Source organism: Stenotrophomonas sp. SMYL8 (assembly GCF_036320065.1).
Classification (GTDB): Bacteria; Pseudomonadota; Gammaproteobacteria; order Xanthomonadales; family Xanthomonadaceae; genus Stenotrophomonas; species Stenotrophomonas maltophilia_A.
On record NZ_JAWIRR010000051.1, the window covers coordinates 1 to 17,006 of the forward strand.

Below are 17,006 nucleotides of genomic sequence, written 5' to 3' on the forward strand. Positions count from 1 at the left end.
CCGCCACTACCCAATCCGTAGCCTGCCCTCGACCCCACGTACACGCCCACGCTGGCAAGCTGGGCGTCATGGCTGAACCGCTCCCCCTGCGTCCGCCACCGCCATTGCTGGATGACGCCTGCGCGTTGTTCCTCGATGTCGACGGCACCCTGATCGAATTCGCTGCACGCCCGGATGCCGTGCAGTTGCTGCCGGATGTGCGTGAAGCCATCGGCCGCATCAGCGACCGCCTGGAAGGTGCTGTGGCACTGGTCAGTGGTCGCCCGCTTGAGCAGCTGGATCAACTGTTCGCTCCCCTGAAATTGCCCGCCGCCGGCCTGCATGGCCACGAACTGCGCGGCGAAGACGGTCGCGTTCTGCGCGACGAACACGACGACGACACCGCCGAGTGGCTGCACGCGCTGCACCAGCAGGCGATGCGCTTCGCCCATGGCCATCCCGGCGTGCTGGTGGAAGACAAGGGCGTCGGCCTGGCGCTGCATTGGCGCGGTGCGCCGCACGCGGCAAGTGATGTGCGCGCCTTCGCCGACCGCCATGTGCGTGGCCGTGCCAGCTACCGCCTGCAGCCCGGCGACCATGTGGTCGAATTCGTTCCCGTCGGCACCGACAAGGGCCGTGCCGTGCGCCGGATGATGCAGTACCTGCCGTTCCGCGGCCGCCTGCCGGTGTTCCTCGGCGATGACCTGACCGATGAGTTCGGCTTCGACGCCGCCAATGGCCAGCATGGCTGGAGCGTACTGGTGGGCGAACGGGAACCCAGCAAAGCCGTGTTCGCGCTGCCCGACATACGCAGCGTGCACGCCTGGCTGCGTGAGAATGCCTATTGACCCGGCCACCCCACGGCCGCAACCGAGATGTACCGCGTGATGACCCAACCCGATCTTGATCTGGGCGTGGTCGGCAACGGCAGCTTCGGCGCCCTGGTCGACAAACGTGCCCGCGTTGTCTGGAGCTGCCTGCCCACCTTCGACGGCGACCCCACCTTCTGTGCCCTGCTCGGCCCCAACCAGCAGACCGGTGGCGACTTCGCCATCGAGCTGGAGGACTTCGCGAGCAGCGAGCAGGAATACCTGACCAACACCGCGATCCTGCGTACCGTGCTGCGCGACGCGCACGGTGGTGAACTGGAAATCCTTGATTTCGCCCCGCGCTGGCGCCAGAACGACCGTTTCTACCGGCCGGTCAGCCTGATCCGGCAGGTACGACCACTGGCCGGCAGCCCACGCATCACCGTGCACGCACGGCCACTGGCCGACTGGGGCGCACGCGTGCCCGAGTCCACCTGGGGCAGCAACCACGTGCGCTGGATCCTGCCCGAACACGTGCTGCGGCTGACCACCGACGTGCCGGTGCGCTTCATCCGCGATGGCCTGCCGTTCGTGCTCAACCATCCCATCCACCTGATCCTGGGCGTGGATGAATCGCTCAACCGCTCGATCAGTGGCTATGTGCAGGAAGCCTTCCAGCGCACCCGCGACTACTGGCGCGAATGGGTGCGCTACCTGTCCATTCCACTGGAATGGCAGGACGCGGTGATCCGCAGTGCGATCACCCTGAAGCTGTGCCAGTACGAGGACAGCGGCGCGATCATCGCGGCGATGACCACCTCCATTCCGGAAGCGCCCGGCAGCGTGCGCAACTGGGACTACCGTTACTGCTGGCTGCGTGATGCCGCGTTCGTGGTGCGCGCACTGAACCGCCTCGGCGCAACGCGCACGATGGAACAGTTCCTCGGCTACATCTTCAACCTGGCCACCACCGATGGCACGTTGCAGCCGCTGTATGGCATCGGCTTCGAGGCCAAGCTGGACGAGGACGAAGTACCCAGCCTGTCCGGCTACCGTGGCATGGGCCCGGTGCGGCGCGGCAACCTGGCCTGGGTGCAGCGCCAGCACGATGTCTACGGCAGCGTGGTGCTGGCGTCCACGCAGTTGTTCTTCGACCGCCGCCTGCAGGACCCGGGCGATGCGCACACCTTCGCCCGCCTGGAACCCTTGGGTGAACAGGCGTTCGCCCTGCACGACGTACCCGACGCCGGCCTGTGGGAATTCCGCGGCCGCACCGAGGTGCACACCTACACCAGCGCGATGTGCTGGGCAGCGTGCGATCGCCTGTGCAAGATCGCCGTGCGCCTGAAGCGCGATGACCGCGCCCATTACTGGCGCGAGCGTGCCGACACCATCCATGCGCGCATCATGGCCGAGTCCTGGAGCGAGGAGCTGGGCCACTTCACCGATACCTTTGGTGGCCATCGGCTGGATGCCTCGTTGCTGCTGCTGGCCGACATCGGCTTCATCGACGCGATGGATGCGCGTTTCATCGCCACCGTCGACGCCATCGGCCGCGACCTAAAGCATGGCAACTCGCTGTACCGCTATGTTGCACCGGATGACTTCGGTGAGCCGGAAACCAGCTTCACCATCTGCACCTTCTGGTACATCGATGCGCTGGCGGCGATTGGGCGCATGGACGAAGCACGCGGGATGTTCGAGCTGCTCTTGAAGCAGCGCAACCATCTTGGCCTGCTGTCGGAGGATCTGGCCTTCGACAGCGGCGAGGCCTGGGGCAATTTCCCGCAGACCTATTCGCACGTCGGCCTGATCACCGCCGCAATGCGCCTGTCGCGGTCCTGGCAGGAGGCATCGTGAGTCGTCTGGTGGTGGTTTCAAACCGCGTGGCGGTGCCGGGCGAGAACCGCGCCGGCGGCCTGGCGGTGGGCCTGCTGGCCGCGCTGAAGGAACGTGGCGGCATGTGGTTCGGCTGGAGCGGCAAGAGCGTGCGCGACGGCAGCGGCACGCTGCACACGCAGAAGGATGGCGATATCGAATTCGTCACCCTCGACCTGAGCAAGCGCGAGGTCGATGGCTACTACAACGGTTTCGCCAATCGCACCCTCTGGCCGTTGCTGCACTTCCGTCTGGATCTGGTCGACTACGACCGGGGCACCCGCGAGACCTACCATAAGGTCAACGCGCTGTTCGCCGACAAGCTCGCGCCGCTGCTGCGCGAGGACGACATCGTCTGGATCCACGACTACCACCTGATCCCGCTTGGTGCGCTGCTGCGCGAGCGTGGCATCGGCTGCCGCATCGGCTTCTTCCTGCACATCCCGATGCCGTCGGCCGACCTGCTGCAGGCCATGCCCGACCACCTTCGGTTGTTCTCCGCGCTGTACGCCTACGATCTGGTCGGCTTCCAGACCCAGCGCGACGCCGATCGCTTCCAGACCTACCTGCGCCTGTTCGGCGGCGGCCGCGTGCTCGAAAACGGCGAGCTGGAAGCACCGGGCGGGCGCCGCTTCCGTGCGGCGGCGTTCCCGATCGGTATCGACACCGAGCTGATCGCGCGACAGGCTGGCACCGCCGCCACCAAGGCCGCTGTGAAGAACCTGCGCAACAGCCTGCGTGATCGCCAGCTGGCGATCGGCGTGGATCGCCTGGACTATTCCAAGGGCCTGCCCGAACGCTTCCTCGGCTTCGAGCGCTATCTGGAGCGCCATCCGGATCAGCGCGGCTCGCTGACCTATCTGCAGATCGCCCCGGTCTCGCGCGGCGATGTCACCGAGTACCGGCAGCTGCGCAGCCAGCTGGAACAGATCGCCGGGCACATCAACGGTGGCCACGCCGAACCGGACTGGACGCCGCTGCGCTACGTCAACCAGAACTTCACCCATGCCACGCTGACCGGCTTCTACCGGGCGGCGGCAGTGGGCCTGGTCACGCCGCTGCGCGATGGCATGAACCTGGTAGCCAAGGAGTACGTGGCCTCGCAGGACCCGGACGACCCCGGCGTGCTGGTGCTGTCGCTGCTGGCCGGCGCCGCCGACGAACTCAAGCAGGCGCTGCTGGTGAACCCGCATGATCTGGACGGCGTGGCCGACGCCATCGCCACCGCGGCAACGATGTCGCTGCGCAGGCGCAAGGAACGCTGGCACGCGATGATGGAGCACCTGCGCACCTACGACATCAACCACTGGCGCCGCAGCTATCTGGACGCGCTGGAAGGTTGAGGGAAAAAGGGGACGGAGGGGATTAAGTCGTTTGTGCACAAACGACTTAATCCCCTCCGTCCCCTTTTTTCTTCAATCCAGGAACCGCGCGGCCTGCTCCGGTGCGGGCAGGTAACAGGCGTCATGCCGCCCGAACCAGCGGTAGCGGTTGCGGGCCAGCGCGCGGTACGCGGCATCACGCCAGCTGCGCGGCAGCACGCGCAATGCACCGGTCAGGCGCCAGGCGCCGCCCAGCCCCGCCAGCACGCGCAGGATCGCATCGGTATCGGTCCAGGCGCGCTGTGCGTCCAGCAGCAGGAACGACATCGGGTCCTGCGGGTCCAGCCCGTGCGCGCGCAACATCGCGCTGCCCTGCGCGCCCTGCATCGCCGCAAAGCGGTAGCGCCCCTTGCGATCGAAACGCAGCAGGAAGCGCACCCAGCGGTTGCACAGCGCGCATACGCCATCGAAAACGATCACCGCGCTGCCGGCCTCGGCGGCGGAATCACTGCGGTTCGAGCCAGCCTTCATAGCGGATCAGGGCTCCGGCCCAGGGCAAGGTCACATCGACCAGGAAAGTGTAGCGCTGGCCGTGCGACGCTTCGCGACATCGCACGCCGCCGAACCAGCGCTTCGGCAGCGGCAGCAGCCCGAACGCCCAGACCCGCCGCACCGACCAGTCGATGCCACCCTCGCGGGCCTGCAGATCAAATTCGAAGCGCACCGCGCCCAACTGCTCGCGCAGGTACCCTTCGTGCGCCCACAGCCGCGACACCATCGGCCAGCGGCCAAACCGCCTCGCCCATTGCTCGCCCTGCCCGTGTGCACTGAACGCCACTTCGGTGGGCAGCGCGTCGCCGTCCTTCGGCAACTGCGCCAACGCGGCCAGCAGCGGCACCAGCCAGTGTCGCCCTCTCAGGATGCGCGCCTGTCCCACGTAGCGGCAAGGCAACGGCGCGGCATGCAGCGCCTGCACCGGCGCGGCCAGGGTGGCGAAGGCCGGCCCCAGCACGCGCGTGAACAACGGCGTGGTCAGGGCGCGATCCAGGCCAGGGTCGCCATGCGCCCGGTGCGACGGTCGCGCCGGTGCGAATACAGGTCGGGATCGGCCATCGTCGACACCGTGCCGCCATACACCTGCGCCGGGTCCATGCCCGCCGCCTGCAGGCGCTGACGTGCCAGGGCGAACAGGTCCACCTTCCAGTGCCCCTGGCGTGTCGCCACAAACGCCGCCTCGGCCGCCGGATCATGGCCGACGAAGGCGTGGAAGACCTCTTCGCCGATCTCGTAGTCGGCCGGCCCGGCCGCCGGGCCCAGCCACGCGCGAAGCTGCGCGGGCGGGGTCTGCATGGCGGCCACGGTGGCCTCCAGCATGCCGTCGGCCAGCCCGCGCCATCCAGCGTGAGCGGCGCCCACCTCGCTACCGTCGGCAGCGGCGAACACCACCGGCAGGCAGTCGGCGGTCAGGATCGCCAGCACCACGCCGGGCACCGAGGTCACCGCAGCGTCGGCCACCGGTTCGCTTGCGCCTGGCACCGGCGGCGTTGTGAAGCGCAGCACGGTACTGCTGTGCACTTGGCGCAGCCAGTGCGGTGCCGACGGCAGCGCCAGCCCCTGCTGCAGCAGCTGCCGGTTGTGCTCCACGTTGGCCGGGGTATCACCATCGGCCGCGTGCCGGTTGCCCAGGTTGAACTGCGCGAACGGCGCCGGCGAAATGCCCGCACCGTGCCGACGCGTGGTCAGCGCATGGACGCCCGGAGCCGCCGGCCAGTCCGCCTGCAGCAAAGGCAACGCGGCGGCCATCACCAGCGGTCCCGCTCGCGTGCGGCGAAGGCTTCGCTGTCTTCGCGCAGCACCTTCATCAGGTGCAGCATGTCGTCCGGCACCGGCGCGGTGTTGCGCACCGGCTCACCGGTGATCGGGTGCGTGAACTCCAGGGTCTCGGCGTGCAGGGCCTGGCGCTTGAAGCCGCGCAGCGCGGCTACCAGCTCATCGCTGGCGCCCTTGGGCAGCTTCAGCGCACCGCCGTACAGCGGGTCACCAATGATCGGATGGCGCACATGCGCCATGTGCACGCGGATCTGATGGGTACGGCCGGTTTCCAGGCGGCACTCCAGCGCGGTGTGCGCACGGAAGCGCTCGCGCAGTCGGTAATGGGTGATCGCTTCCTTGCCATCCTCGCGCACGGCCATCTTCAGGCGGTCGCGTGGGTGGCGGTCGATCGGGGCATCGGCGGTACCGCCGGCCACCAGCGCACCCATCACGATGGCCAGGTACTGGCGGTGCACGTCGCGCGCGGCCAGCTGCTCGACCAGTGCGGTCTGCGCTTCCAGGGTCTTGGCCACCACCATCACGCCGCTGGTGTCCTTGTCCAGGCGGTGCACGATGCCGGCGCGCGGCAGCACCGCCACCGACGGGTCGCGGAACAGCAGGGCGTTGACCAGGGTGCCGCTGTGGTTGCCCGCGCCCGGGTGCACCACCAGGCCGACCGGCTTGTTGATCACCAGCAGGTGCTCGTCCTCGAACAGCACGTCCAGCGGGATGTCCTCCGGCTGGGCGTCGGTCTGGGTCTCGAGCACCACATTGAAGGTCACGAGCTCGCCGCCGCGCAGCGGATCGCGCGGGCGCACCTGGGCGCCGTCCAGCAGCACCTCACCGGCCTTGATCCACTCGGTCAGGCGCGAACGCGAGTATTCGGGGAACAGTTCGGCCACCACGGCGTCGAAACGACGGCCGGCAGCGGTGTCGGGGACGATGGCCTGGCGGGCCGATTCAGAGGGTTGTTCAGACATGGCAGGGGGCATTCTTTGAAATTTTGGGGTCCCGGCGGCCGGTTTCAGTCGCTGGACAGGACACTAGGCTATCATCGACCCTTCGTATTCCAGCCGCGTCCCGCCTCGACCCCATGATCCGACGCTCCGCCATGCTCTCCGCGCCCGTCCGCCTCACCGCCCTGCTGCTGGTGCTGGTCATCGCCGCCACCGGCTGCCACCGTGGTGCCAAGAAGGGCGATCGCCCCGATGAAGGGACGCCGGTCGAACAGTTGTACGAGAAGAGCCACAAGCTGATGCAGGGTGGCAACTGGAGCGGCGCCGAAGCCAGCTTCCGCCGCCTGGTGGCCCAGTATCCGTACGGTCCGTACACCGAGCAGGCGATGATCGAGACCGCCTACGCCCAGTACAAGGCCGGCAAGCACGATGACGCGGTGTCCAGCATCGACCGCTTCATCCGTACCTACCCGACCCATCGCAACATCGCGTACCTGTACTACCTGCGCGGCCTGGCCAACTCCAACCGCAGTACGGTTTTCCTGCGCCGCGTATGGTCTCTGGATGCCAGCCGCCGCGACCTGTCCACGCCGCACCAGGCGTATTCGGACTTCAACATCGTGGTGGACCGCTACCCGAACAGCCGCTACGCCGCCGATGCGCGCCAGCGCATGCTGGAGCTGCGTGACGTGTTCGCCCAGCATGAGCTGGACAACGCCCTGTACTACATGCGCCGCGGCGCCTGGGTCTCGGCCGCCGGCCGCGCCAACTACCTGCTGGAAACCTACCCGCAGAGCGCCTTCCAGTACGACGCCGTGGCTGTGCTGGCCGATTCCTACACCCACCTGGGCAACAAGACCCTGGCCGACGATGCCCGCCGCGTCCTGCAGCTGAACCAGCCGGACCACCCGTGGCTGGAAGGCAAGTGGCCGAAGTACCCGTGGATGATCCGCAAGCTGAACCCGTTCGCCGGCGAGAAATCCGCCAGCACCGGCCAGCGCAACGCGCGACTGGAAAAGAAGTAAGAGAGGGCCCCGAAAGGGGCCTTTTCTTTGTCGGTAGATCCACGCCATGCGTGGATGGTTCGTACGCCCATGGACCACGACACTAGGAATTCTACGAATTCCCGGCGGATGCGACGCCGGTCGCATCCCGCTCCGGCGACGCCCTCCACACTGCGGCGCAACGGCCATCCCGGCCGTGAAGGAGCGCCCCATGACCCTACCGCCCCGCCGTTTCCGCCCCCTCGCCTGCCTCCTTGCCACCGCCGTGCTGGCGCTGTCCTCGGCCCCCCTGGCTGCCGCACCGGGTGCACCGGGCGATCTGCTGTCTGCTGCCCCCTATCGCGCGTCATGGGTGCCGTCCAAGGCTGCGCAGGCCTACAAGCTCCACTACCGCACCCCGGATCTTCGCGGCCAGCTGGCCGAAGGCACCGGCCTGCTGTACCTGCCCGCCGGCGCGGCTCCAGCGGGCGGCTGGCCGGTGGTGTCCTGGGCACACGGCACCCAGGGCATCGCAGATCGCTGCGCGCCCTCGGTGTCCGGCCCCTACCAACCCGAACGCGACAGGCGCTTCCTCGATCAGTTCCTGGCCCAGGGCTATGCGGTGGTCGCCGCGGACTACCAGGGGCTCGGCAGCCCCGGCGAGCATGCCTATCTGCACGTCCGCACGGCCGCGCGCAATGCCATCGACCTGGTCAAGGCCAGCCGCCAGTACCTGGGCAACGCAGCGCTGTCGCCGCGCTGGGTCTCGGTTGGTCATTCACAGGGTGGCGCTGCAGCCCTCACAGCCGGGCATCTGGCGCCCACCTATGGTGGCCCTTCCCTGCACTACCGCGGCAGCTTCACCACCGGCACGCCCACCGCCGTCGAGCTGACCGCGCTGGTGATGAAGCCGGACAACCGCAGCGCCAATCCTGGCGCGCTCAACGCGTATCACGCGTATCTGCTCGACGGTCTGTTGCAGGTTGCGCCACAGATCGACCGCGTCCTCAGCGACACCGGTCGCGCCCGCGTGGCAGTGGCACGCGAACAGTGCCTGGGCGAATTGGCCACCACGCTGGACGGTGCGGATACCGGCAGCATGTTCACTGCACCGCTGACCAGCGTGCCGGGCATCTGGGCGGTGCTGTACGACTATCTCGGCGTACCGCGCCGCGGCTTCAGCCAACCGCTGATGCTGGGCCACGGCAGCGAGGACCGCGATGTGCCCTATCTGACCACCCTGCTGTATGCCGCAGGCCTGGCCCTGCGAGGCGAGCCGGTCGCGTTCCGGCATTACCCGGTCGACCACCGCGGCACGCTGGACGCGGCGGCGGCGGATGGCCTGGCGTTTGTGCGGGCACGGCTGGGGGACGGACGCTTCAACGACGCAGCGGAAACTGCCAGCCTCGAACAACTGCTTGAGGACGCCCAGTAGATCCACGCCATGCGTGGATGATCTTCGACCACCGTGCGGACCAAGGTCCGCACCCACCGGAGAGGGGCCAACGGGTTGCCGGCCAGCGGCCGGCACTACCCGCCAACCGCAGCTTCAGCCCTTGTAGCCGTTGCTGATCGGGTAACGACGCTCGCGGCCAAATGCCCGGCGCGAGACCTTCGGCCCCGGCGCGGCCTGGTGCCGCTTCCACTCGCTGATGCGCACCAGGCGCAGCACCCGGTCGACCACGGCCGCGTCGTAACCGGCCGCAACGATCTCCGTGCGCGACTGCTCCTGGTCGATGTAGCGGTACAGGATGCCGTCCAGCACGTCATAGGCCGGCAGCGAATCTTGGTCCAGCTGGTTCTCGCGCAGCTCGGCCGACGGCGGGCGGCTGATCACGGCCGGTGGGATCACCGGCGCGCCGCCCACGGTGTTGCGCCACTTGGACAGCCCGAACACTTCGGTCTTGTACAGGTCCTTCAGCGGCGCATAGCCACCGCACATGTCGCCGTAGATGGTGGCGTAACCCACCGCGTATTCGCTTTTGTTGCCGGTGGTCAGCAACAGGCCACCGAACTTGTTGGCCAGCGCCATCAGGATCACGCCACGGCTGCGCGACTGCAGGTTCTCTTCGGTCACGTCCGGCGCAGTGCCTTCGAACATCGGCGCCAGCGCTTCCATCAGGCCCTTGAACGCCGGCTCGATCGATACCGCCTCCAGCTTCACGCCCAGTGCCTGGCACTGTTCGGCGGCCAGGTCGTTGGACAGGCCCGCGGTATAGCGCGACGGCAACCGCACGGCGGTGACGTTTTCCGCGCCCATCGCGTCCACGGCCATGGCCAGCACCAGCGCCGAATCGATGCCGCCGGACAGGCCCAGCCACACCTTCTTGAAGCCGTTCTTGCGGCAGTAGTCCTGGATGCCACGGGTCACTGCGCGCCAGGCCAGCGCGTCCATGCTCTCGTCGCCATCGTCCATCCACACGTGCGGCATGAAGCGGCGGCTTTCACCGTCGTACTCCACCACCAGCCACTGGTCGACGAAGGCGGCGGCGGCCGGGTGCACGGTACCGTCGCCATCGGCCACTACCGAGGCGCCGTCGAACACCAGCGCGTCCTGGCCACCGACCACGTTGAGGTAGGCGATCGCCGCCCCGCTCTCACGGGTGCGTGCGGCCAGCACTGCATCGCGCTGGGCATGCTTGCCACGCTCGTAGGGCGAGGCATTCGGCACCACCACGAGTTGCGCACCGGCGCGCACGGTGTCGGCCAGCGGCTCGGCGAACCACAGGTCCTCGCAGATCAGCAGGCCGACCGGAATGCCGTTGACCTCGAACACGCAGCTGCCGCCATCCGGATCGACATCGAAGTAGCGGCGCTCGTCGAACACCGCGTAGTTGGGCAGCTCGCGCTTGCGGTAGGTCTGCTCGACCAGGCCGTCACGCAGCACGCTGGCGGCGTTGTAGACCACCGCACCGGCCGCCTGCGGCCAACCAACCACGGCGGTGATGCCACGGCAGGCAGCAGCGATGCGGGCCATCGCCTGCTCGCACTCGTACAGGAAGCCCGGGCGCAGCAGCAGGTCTTCCGGCGGATAACCACTCACCGCCAGCTCGGGGAACATCACCAGCTCGGCGCCGTACTCGTCGCGCGCCTGGCCGATCATCTCGATGATGCGCTCGGTGTTGCCGGCGACATCGCCGACCGGGAAGTCGAACTGCGCCATCGCGATGCGGATCGAAGCCATGGGAATCCAGCCTGTGGTTGCAATGTGCCCATTGTAGCGCTGCGCCATGCGCGCGCCGGGCGCGCTCGCTGCGTGGACAGCCCCGGCTCAGTAGACCCACGCCATGCGTGGATGAGCTTGCCGGGATGGCCAGGGCGCCAGACGCAGAAAGGCCGCCCGGAGGCGGCCTTTCTGTTTGAAGCAAGAGCGTCAGTCGAGCATGGCTCGACTCTACACAAGCGGTCTTATTTCACCAGCTTGGCGATGGCAGCGCCCAGGTCGCCCGGCGAGCGGACGGTGACAACACCGGCAGCTTCCATGGCGGCGAACTTGCCTTCAGCAGTGCCCTTGCCGCCCGAGGCGATCGCACCGGCGTGGCCCATGCGCTTGCCGGCCGGAGCCGACGCACCGGCGATGAAACCGACGACCGGCTTCTTCACGTGGTTCTTGATGTACTCGGCGCCGGCTTCTTCAGCGTCACCGCCGATTTCGCCAACCATGATGATGCCTTCGGTCTGCGGGTCTTCGTTGAACAGCTTCAGGCAGTCGACGAAGTTCAGGCCGTTGATCGGGTCACCACCGATGCCGATGCAGGTGGACTGGCCCAGGCCGACTTCAGTGGTCTGCTTGACCGCTTCATAGGTCAGGGTGCCCGAACGCGACACGATGCCGATCTTGCCCGGCTGGTGGATGTGGCCCGGCATGATGCCGATCTTGCACTCACCCGGGGTGATGACACCCGGGCAGTTCGGCCCGATCAGCACGGTGTCCGGATGCGAACGGGTCAGCACGTTCTTGACGCGCAGCATGTCCAGCACCGGGATGCCTTCGGTGATGCAGACGATGACCTTGATGCCGGCAGCAGCGGCTTCCAGGATCGCGTCGGCCGCGTACGGCGGCGGCACGTAGATGACCGAAGCGTTGGCGCCGGTGCTCTGCACGGCGTCGGCAACGGTGTTGAAGACCGGCAGGTCGATGTGGGTGGTGCCACCCTTGCCCGGGGTCACGCCGCCAACAACCTGGGTGCCGTACTCGATCATCTGAGTGGCGTGGAAGGTGCCCTGCTGGCCGGTGAAGCCCTGCACGATCACCTTGGTGTTCTTGTTAATCAAAACAGACATGGGAATTCCTTGGTGTCGAATCAGGCAGCGTTCTTGACAGCTTCAACGATCTTCTTGGCGCCATCGTTGATGTTGTCAGCCGGGATGATGGCCATGCCGCTGTCACGCAGCAGCTGCTTGCCTTCTTCCACGTTGGTGCCTTCCAGGCGCACCACGACCGGAACCTTGACGCCCACTTCCTTCACGGCGGCAATGATGCCTTCGGCAATCATGTCGCAGCGGACGATGCCGCCGAAGATGTTGACGAAGATGCCTTCAACCTTGTCCGAGGACAGGATCAGCTTGAACGCTTCGATGACGCGCTGCTTGTTGGCGCCGCCGCCCACGTCCAGGAAGTTCGCCGGCTCGCCGCCGTTGAGCTTGATGACGTCCATGGTGGCCATGGCCAGGCCTGCGCCGTTGACCATGCAGCCGATGTTGCCGTCCATGGTGACGTAGTTGATGTCCAGCTCCGAAGCGATCACTTCGGTCGGATCTTCCTGGGTCTTGTCGCGCATGGCGACCAGGGCCTTCTGGCGGAACGCGGCGTTGTCGTCGCTGTCGAACTTGCCGTCCAGCGCGTACAGGTTGCCGTCGTCCAGGATGGCCAGCGGGTTGATTTCAACCAGCGCCAGGTCCTTTTCGTTGAACAGGCGGTACAGGTTCACCATGATGCTGGCGAACTGGCCGGCCTGCTTGGCGGTCAGGCCCAGCTTGAAGCCGAAATCACGGCCGTGGTAACCCTGCACGCCTTCGACGAAGTCGACGTTCAGCGAGTGGATCAGCTCCGGGGTTTCAGCGGCGACCTGCTCGATCTCCACGCCGCCTTCCGAAGAGGCGATGTAGGTGATGGTCTTGGTGCCACGGTCGACCAGCACCGACAGGTACAGTTCCTTGACGATCTCGCCGGCGGTGGTCACCAGCACCAGGTTGACCGGCAGTTCAACGCCAGCGGTCTGGTAGGTGGCCATCTTGGTGCCGAGCATCTTGGCCGCAGCGGCCTTCACGTCGTCGGTGGTCTTGCAGAACTTGACGCCGCCAGCCTTGCCGCGGCCGCCAGCGTGGATCTGCGCCTTGACCATCCAGGGGCCCTGGCCCAGGGAGTTGGCAGCGGCAACCGCTTCGTCCGGGGTCGCAGCGACCTTGCCGGCCGGGACCGGGATGCCGTACTCGGCAAGCAGTTGTTTTGACTGGTATTCGTGGAAATTCATGCGTCACCGTGGGAATAGGAACGACCGCACGCAATTCCTCAGGGCCCCGGCGGGGCGCCGGCATGGACCGCGGCGGGCCCACTATTGTGGCCGAGCCGGCGCCGGGGCGCAAAGAAGTCTGTACAAAACGCCACACCCGGCCAGATTTCCACCGCCATTCAGGCAGTTGCGCCCGGGCCGGCGTTGGCCACCGGTATCCACGGCAGGCCAAATGCGCGATCCGGGCGGCTCCGGCGGCGTCCTGCCGGGGGCCCTATACTGGTCAACCAAGGTGTGTAGTGTCGGGCCTGCCCGGCGGCTTCCACCGCGGGCCACATAGAAGCGACGAACCCGCCCGGCTTCAGGGGATGCCAGGCAGGGCCGCCGCAGATTCCAGACCCAGGCAGCCAGAAGGGGAGTTCCGGCGTGTCACCCAGTGCTTCATTGATCGACCGCATCGAATCGATTCCGCGGCGTGAGCTGTACTTCTTCGCGCTGTACCGGGTGCTGATCGCCGCGGTCATCGCCGGCCTGCTCTACAGCCCCCTGTCCGGCATGGTCGGCGAGGCCCATCACCCGCGTCTGGCCGATACCGTCGCAGCGATCTATCTGCTGCTGTCGCTGCTGGCCCTGGCGATCGGCCGCAACGAACGCTGGCTGCGCCCGATCGTGGTCAGCAGCGTGCTGGTGGACATCATCGCCGCCACCTTGCTGGCGCATGCCCTGCCCGGTGCCAGCGCCGGCATCTCGATGTCGCTGCTGTTCAACATCGCCGCTGCCGCCACCCTGCTGCCGCTGAGCTGGGGCCTGGGCCTGGCGGTCGCTGCCAGCCTGGCCACCGGTACCGAATACCTCTGGAAGGTGCTCGAAGGCGGTGATCCCACCCGCACGCTGGCCGAGCTGGCCATGTTCGCCACCAGCTACCTGGCGCTGGCCTTCATCAGCTACCAGGTGGGCAACCGCGCGCGCCGCAACCAGCAGCTGGCCAACCAGCGCGGCGACGAAGTGGCCAACCTGTTCCAGATCAACGAACTGATCATCCGCCGCATGCGCACCGGCGTGCTGGTGGTGGACGCCGACAACCGCATCACCCTGGCCAATGAAGCGGCCTCGATGCTGCTCGGCGACAACGACGGCATCGGTGAGACGGGACGCCTGGATCTGGCCAGTGCCGCGCCGGAACTGGCGCGCCGCCTGCAGCGCTGGCGCAACGGCTGGGCGCAGGACGAACTGCCGCTGCAGCTCAACCCCGACCAGCCGGAAGTGCAACCGCGCTTCGCCCGCCTGCTGGCCGGCAGCGAACTGGCGCTGGTATTCCTGGACGACTCCAGCGTGGTCTCGCGGCGCGCCGAATCGCTCACCCTGTCGGCGATGGGCCGCTTCTCGGCCAGCCTCGCCCATGAAATCCGCAATCCGCTGGCGGCGATCAACTACGCCGTGCAGCTGCTGGAGGAAGGCACCGGTTTCAACGAAAGCGACCGCCGCCTGCTGCAGATCATCCGCCAGCAATGCCAGCGCACCAACGGCATCGTCGAGAGCGTGCTGGGGCTGGCACGGCGCGAGCGCGCCACACCCGAGAACGTCGACCTGGTCGCCTTCGTGCGCCGCTTCGTGGTGGAGTACAAGCAGGGCCAGACGCTGGAAACCGACAGCATCGAACCGATCATCAGCGACACGGCGGTGATGGCGCAGGTCGACAGCAAACACCTGTACCAGGTGCTCACCGTGCTGGTGCACAACGCACTGAAGTACGGCCGCATCGGCCAGCAGCCGGCGCGGGTGCGCCTGCGCGTGGCGCAGCACGAGCGCAGCGCGGTGATCGACGTGATGGACCGTGGCCCCGGCATTCCCGAGAGCGTGGCCGCACAGCTGTTCCGTCCGTTCTTCACCACCTCCGAGCACGGCACCGGGCTGGGCCTGTACATCGCCCGCGAGTTGTGCCGCGCCAACCAGGCACGGCTCGACTACATCCCGGTGCCGGCAGGAGGCTCGTGCTTCCGCCTGGTGCTACCCGGCCCGCACACGCTGTTGCCCACCTGATTCCAAATCTGTGCGTCAAACATTTGTCGCTTCCAGCCCCCTCGTTTATCTTTCACGCCCATGAACGAAACCCGCAGCGCCCTCGTCGTCGACGATGAACGCGACATCCGCGAACTGCTGGTACTGACCCTCGGCCGCATGGGGCTGCGCATCAGTACTGCCGCCAACCTGGCCGAAGCGCGCGAGCTGCTGGCCAGCAACCCGTACGACCTGTGCATCACCGACATGCGCCTTCCGGATGGCAACGGCATCGAGCTGGTCAGCGAGATCGCCCAGCACTACCCGCGCACACCGGTGGCGATGATCACCGCATTCGGCAGCATGGACCTGGCCGTGGAAGCGCTGAAGGCCGGCGCCTTCGACTTCGTCAGCAAGCCGGTGGACATCTCGGTGCTGCGCGGCCTGGTCAAGCACGCGCTGGAACTCAACAACACCGAACGCCCTGCGCCCGGCCCCGCCACCGAACAGGCTGCACGCCTGCTCGGCGCTTCGCCGGCCATGGACGTTCTGCGCACCACCATCGGCAAGGTCGCGCGCAGCCAGGCGCCGGTCTACATCCTCGGTGAATCGGGCGTGGGCAAGGAACTGGTCGCGCGCACCATCCACGCCCAGGGCGCGCGTGCGGCTGGTCCGTTCGTGCCGGTCAACTGCGGTGCCATTCCCGGCGAGCTGATGGAGAGCGAGTTCTTTGGCCACCGCAAAGGCAGCTTCAGCGGCGCGCATGCCGACAAGCCCGGCCTGTTCCAGGCGGCACACGGCGGCACCCTGTTCCTGGACGAAGTGGCCGAGCTGCCGCTGCAGATGCAGGTGAAGCTGCTGCGCGCGATCCAGGAGAAGTCGGTGCGCGCGGTCGGTGCGGCCAACGAAGAGCCGGTGGACGTACGCATCCTCTCTGCCACCCACAAGGACTTGGCCGAGCTGGTCGAAGATGGGCGCTTCCGCCACGACCTGTACTACCGCATCAACGTGATCGAACTGAAGGTGCCGCCGCTGCGCGAGCGCCGCCAGGACCTGCCGGAACTGGCTGCCGCCGTGCTGGCGCGGCTGGCCCGCAGCCACGGCCGCGCCACACCGCTGCTGGCGCCATCGGCGCTGGAAGCGCTGGCCCACTATGCGTTCCCGGGCAATGTGCGCGAGCTGGAGAACATTCTGGAGCGCGCGCTTGCACTGGCCGAAGAAGATCGCATTGGTGCCGACGACCTGCGCCTGCCGCAGCACGCCCCGCGAGCGCCCGGCGGCGCAGCACCCGCAGAAGCCGTGGCAGACCTGCAGCCGGGCGGCGCCGCCCTGCCCTCGTACATCGAGCAGCTGGAACGCAGCGCCATCCAGCGCGCGCTGGAAGAGAACCGCTGGAACAAGACCCGCACGGCTGCGCAGCTGGGGATTACCTTCCGCGCGCTGCGCTACAAGCTGAAGAAGCTGGGGATGGAGTAAGGGCCGAACGGCCCTGGTAGGCACCAACCTTGGTTGGCGTGCGCCGCCGCGCCATCCACGCATGGCGTGGATCTACCCACCAACGTGGTAGTGCCGGCCGCTGGCCGGCAACCCAATGCATCGCGTCATCCACGCATGGCGTGGATCTACCCACCAACGCGGCAGTGCCGGCCGCTGGCCGGCAACCCCCATGCATCGCGTCATCCACGCATGGCGTGGATACACCCACCAACGCGGTAGTGCCGGCCGCTGGCCGGCAACCCCCATGCATCGCGTCATCCACGCATGGCGTGGATCTACCCACCAACGTGGTAGTGCCGGCCGCGGGGCGGCCACCCCC

Annotated in this window: 14 protein-coding genes; 7 read left to right on the forward strand and 7 right to left on the reverse strand. The window is 67.4% G+C overall.

The window, feature by feature from the left end:
- Positions 1-68: 68 nt before the first annotated feature.
- The 3 genes from otsB to otsA are packed head-to-tail and all read left to right on the forward strand — an operon-like array spanning position 69 to position 4,009.
- A complete protein-coding gene (otsB, locus tag V3B25_RS21970; protein WP_032128814.1) occupies positions 69-827 on the forward strand; it encodes a trehalose-phosphatase in 759 nt (252 codons plus the stop codon).
- A gap of 39 nt (positions 828-866) precedes the next feature.
- Complete coding sequence (locus tag V3B25_RS21975; RefSeq protein WP_049398205.1) at positions 867-2,648, forward strand: glycoside hydrolase family 15 protein; 1,782 nt, start codon at positions 867-869, stop codon at positions 2,646-2,648.
- Positions 2,645-4,009 (forward strand): alpha,alpha-trehalose-phosphate synthase (UDP-forming), encoded by a 1,365-nt coding sequence (gene otsA, locus V3B25_RS21980; RefSeq protein ID WP_182266594.1) that lies wholly within the window; start codon positions 2,645-2,647, stop codon positions 4,007-4,009. Before V3B25_RS21975 ends, otsA begins: the two co-directional genes overlap by 4 nt.
- A gap of 72 nt (positions 4,010-4,081) precedes the next feature.
- Here the strand turns inward: otsA and V3B25_RS21985 are convergent, their stop codons facing one another.
- From V3B25_RS21985 to rluD, 4 genes are read right to left on the reverse strand one after another with little or no spacing between them, the layout of a single operon-like run.
- Positions 4,082-4,519 (reverse strand): thiol-disulfide oxidoreductase DCC family protein, encoded by a 438-nt coding sequence (locus tag V3B25_RS21985; RefSeq protein ID WP_329811539.1) that lies wholly within the window; start codon positions 4,517-4,519, stop codon positions 4,082-4,084.
- Positions 4,494-5,000, reverse strand: a complete 507-nt coding sequence (locus tag V3B25_RS21990; RefSeq protein WP_329811544.1) for a DUF4166 domain-containing protein — start codon at positions 4,998-5,000, stop codon at positions 4,494-4,496. Before V3B25_RS21990 ends, V3B25_RS21985 begins: the two co-directional genes overlap by 26 nt.
- Before the next feature lie 20 nt (positions 5,001-5,020).
- Positions 5,021-5,791, reverse strand: a complete 771-nt coding sequence (pgeF, locus tag V3B25_RS21995; protein WP_329811540.1) for a peptidoglycan editing factor PgeF — start codon at positions 5,789-5,791, stop codon at positions 5,021-5,023.
- The gene (gene rluD, locus V3B25_RS22000) at positions 5,791-6,780 is read right to left on the reverse strand and encodes a 23S rRNA pseudouridine(1911/1915/1917) synthase RluD (protein ID WP_329811541.1); all 990 of its coding nucleotides are present in this window, start codon (positions 6,778-6,780) and stop codon (positions 5,791-5,793) included. Before rluD ends, pgeF begins: the two co-directional genes overlap by 1 nt.
- 113 nt (positions 6,781-6,893) lie before the next feature.
- Between rluD and V3B25_RS22005 the strand changes: the two genes are divergently transcribed.
- Together V3B25_RS22005 and V3B25_RS22010 are read left to right on the forward strand one after the other, a co-directional pair.
- Positions 6,894-7,781, forward strand: a complete 888-nt coding sequence (locus V3B25_RS22005; RefSeq protein ID WP_029379759.1) for an outer membrane protein assembly factor BamD — start codon at positions 6,894-6,896, stop codon at positions 7,779-7,781.
- Between the two features lie 190 nt (positions 7,782-7,971).
- Positions 7,972-9,174 (forward strand): lipase family protein, encoded by a 1,203-nt coding sequence (locus V3B25_RS22010; protein WP_329811542.1) that lies wholly within the window; start codon positions 7,972-7,974, stop codon positions 9,172-9,174.
- A 114-nt stretch (positions 9,175-9,288) separates the two neighbouring features.
- On the opposite strand, the gene V3B25_RS22015 is transcribed toward V3B25_RS22010, so the two are convergent.
- The 3 genes from V3B25_RS22015 to sucC form a co-directional block, all read right to left on the reverse strand.
- Positions 9,289-10,923, reverse strand: a complete 1,635-nt coding sequence (locus tag V3B25_RS22015; RefSeq protein WP_154264253.1) for an NAD+ synthase — start codon at positions 10,921-10,923, stop codon at positions 9,289-9,291.
- 224 nt (positions 10,924-11,147) lie between these two features.
- Positions 11,148-12,023, reverse strand: a complete 876-nt coding sequence (gene sucD / locus V3B25_RS22020; protein WP_005410793.1) for a succinate--CoA ligase subunit alpha — start codon at positions 12,021-12,023, stop codon at positions 11,148-11,150.
- Positions 12,024-12,043: 20 nt separating this feature from the next.
- On the reverse strand, positions 12,044-13,213 hold the full coding sequence (gene sucC, locus V3B25_RS22025; RefSeq protein WP_004154430.1) for an ADP-forming succinate--CoA ligase subunit beta: 1,170 nt from the start codon (positions 13,211-13,213) through the stop codon (positions 12,044-12,046).
- Between the two features lie 405 nt (positions 13,214-13,618).
- Here sucC and V3B25_RS22030 point away from each other — a divergent pair, with 405 nt between their 5' ends.
- Both V3B25_RS22030 and V3B25_RS22035 read left to right on the forward strand, forming a co-directional pair.
- On the forward strand, positions 13,619-15,232 hold the full coding sequence (locus V3B25_RS22030) for an ATP-binding protein (RefSeq protein WP_049425096.1): 1,614 nt from the start codon (positions 13,619-13,621) through the stop codon (positions 15,230-15,232).
- 60 nt (positions 15,233-15,292) lie between these two features.
- On the forward strand, positions 15,293-16,666 hold the full coding sequence (locus tag V3B25_RS22035) for a sigma-54 dependent transcriptional regulator (protein ID WP_010481514.1): 1,374 nt from the start codon (positions 15,293-15,295) through the stop codon (positions 16,664-16,666).
- Positions 16,667-17,006 lie beyond the last annotated feature (340 nt).

Coding starts and splice junctions, on each gene's coding strand:
- otsB (WP_032128814.1), top strand. CDS start 69: ATGGCTGAACCGCTCCCCCTGCGTCCGCCACCGCCATTGCTGGATGAC.
- V3B25_RS21975 (WP_049398205.1), top strand. CDS start 867: ATGACCCAACCCGATCTTGATCTGGGCGTGGTCGGCAACGGCAGCTTC.
- V3B25_RS21985 (WP_329811539.1), bottom strand. CDS start 4,519: ATGAAGGCTGGCTCGAACCGCAGTGATTCCGCCGCCGAGGCCGGCAGC.
- pgeF (WP_329811540.1), bottom strand. CDS start 5,791: ATGGCCGCCGCGTTGCCTTTGCTGCAGGCGGACTGGCCGGCGGCTCCG.
- rluD (WP_329811541.1), bottom strand. CDS start 6,780: ATGTCTGAACAACCCTCTGAATCGGCCCGCCAGGCCATCGTCCCCGAC.
- V3B25_RS22005 (WP_029379759.1), top strand. CDS start 6,894: ATGATCCGACGCTCCGCCATGCTCTCCGCGCCCGTCCGCCTCACCGCC.
- V3B25_RS22010 (WP_329811542.1), top strand. CDS start 7,972: ATGACCCTACCGCCCCGCCGTTTCCGCCCCCTCGCCTGCCTCCTTGCC.
- V3B25_RS22015 (WP_154264253.1), bottom strand. CDS start 10,923: ATGGCTTCGATCCGCATCGCGATGGCGCAGTTCGACTTCCCGGTCGGC.
- sucD (WP_005410793.1), bottom strand. CDS start 12,023: ATGTCTGTTTTGATTAACAAGAACACCAAGGTGATCGTGCAGGGCTTC.
- sucC (WP_004154430.1), bottom strand. CDS start 13,213: ATGAATTTCCACGAATACCAGTCAAAACAACTGCTTGCCGAGTACGGC.
- V3B25_RS22035 (WP_010481514.1), top strand. CDS start 15,293: ATGAACGAAACCCGCAGCGCCCTCGTCGTCGACGATGAACGCGACATC.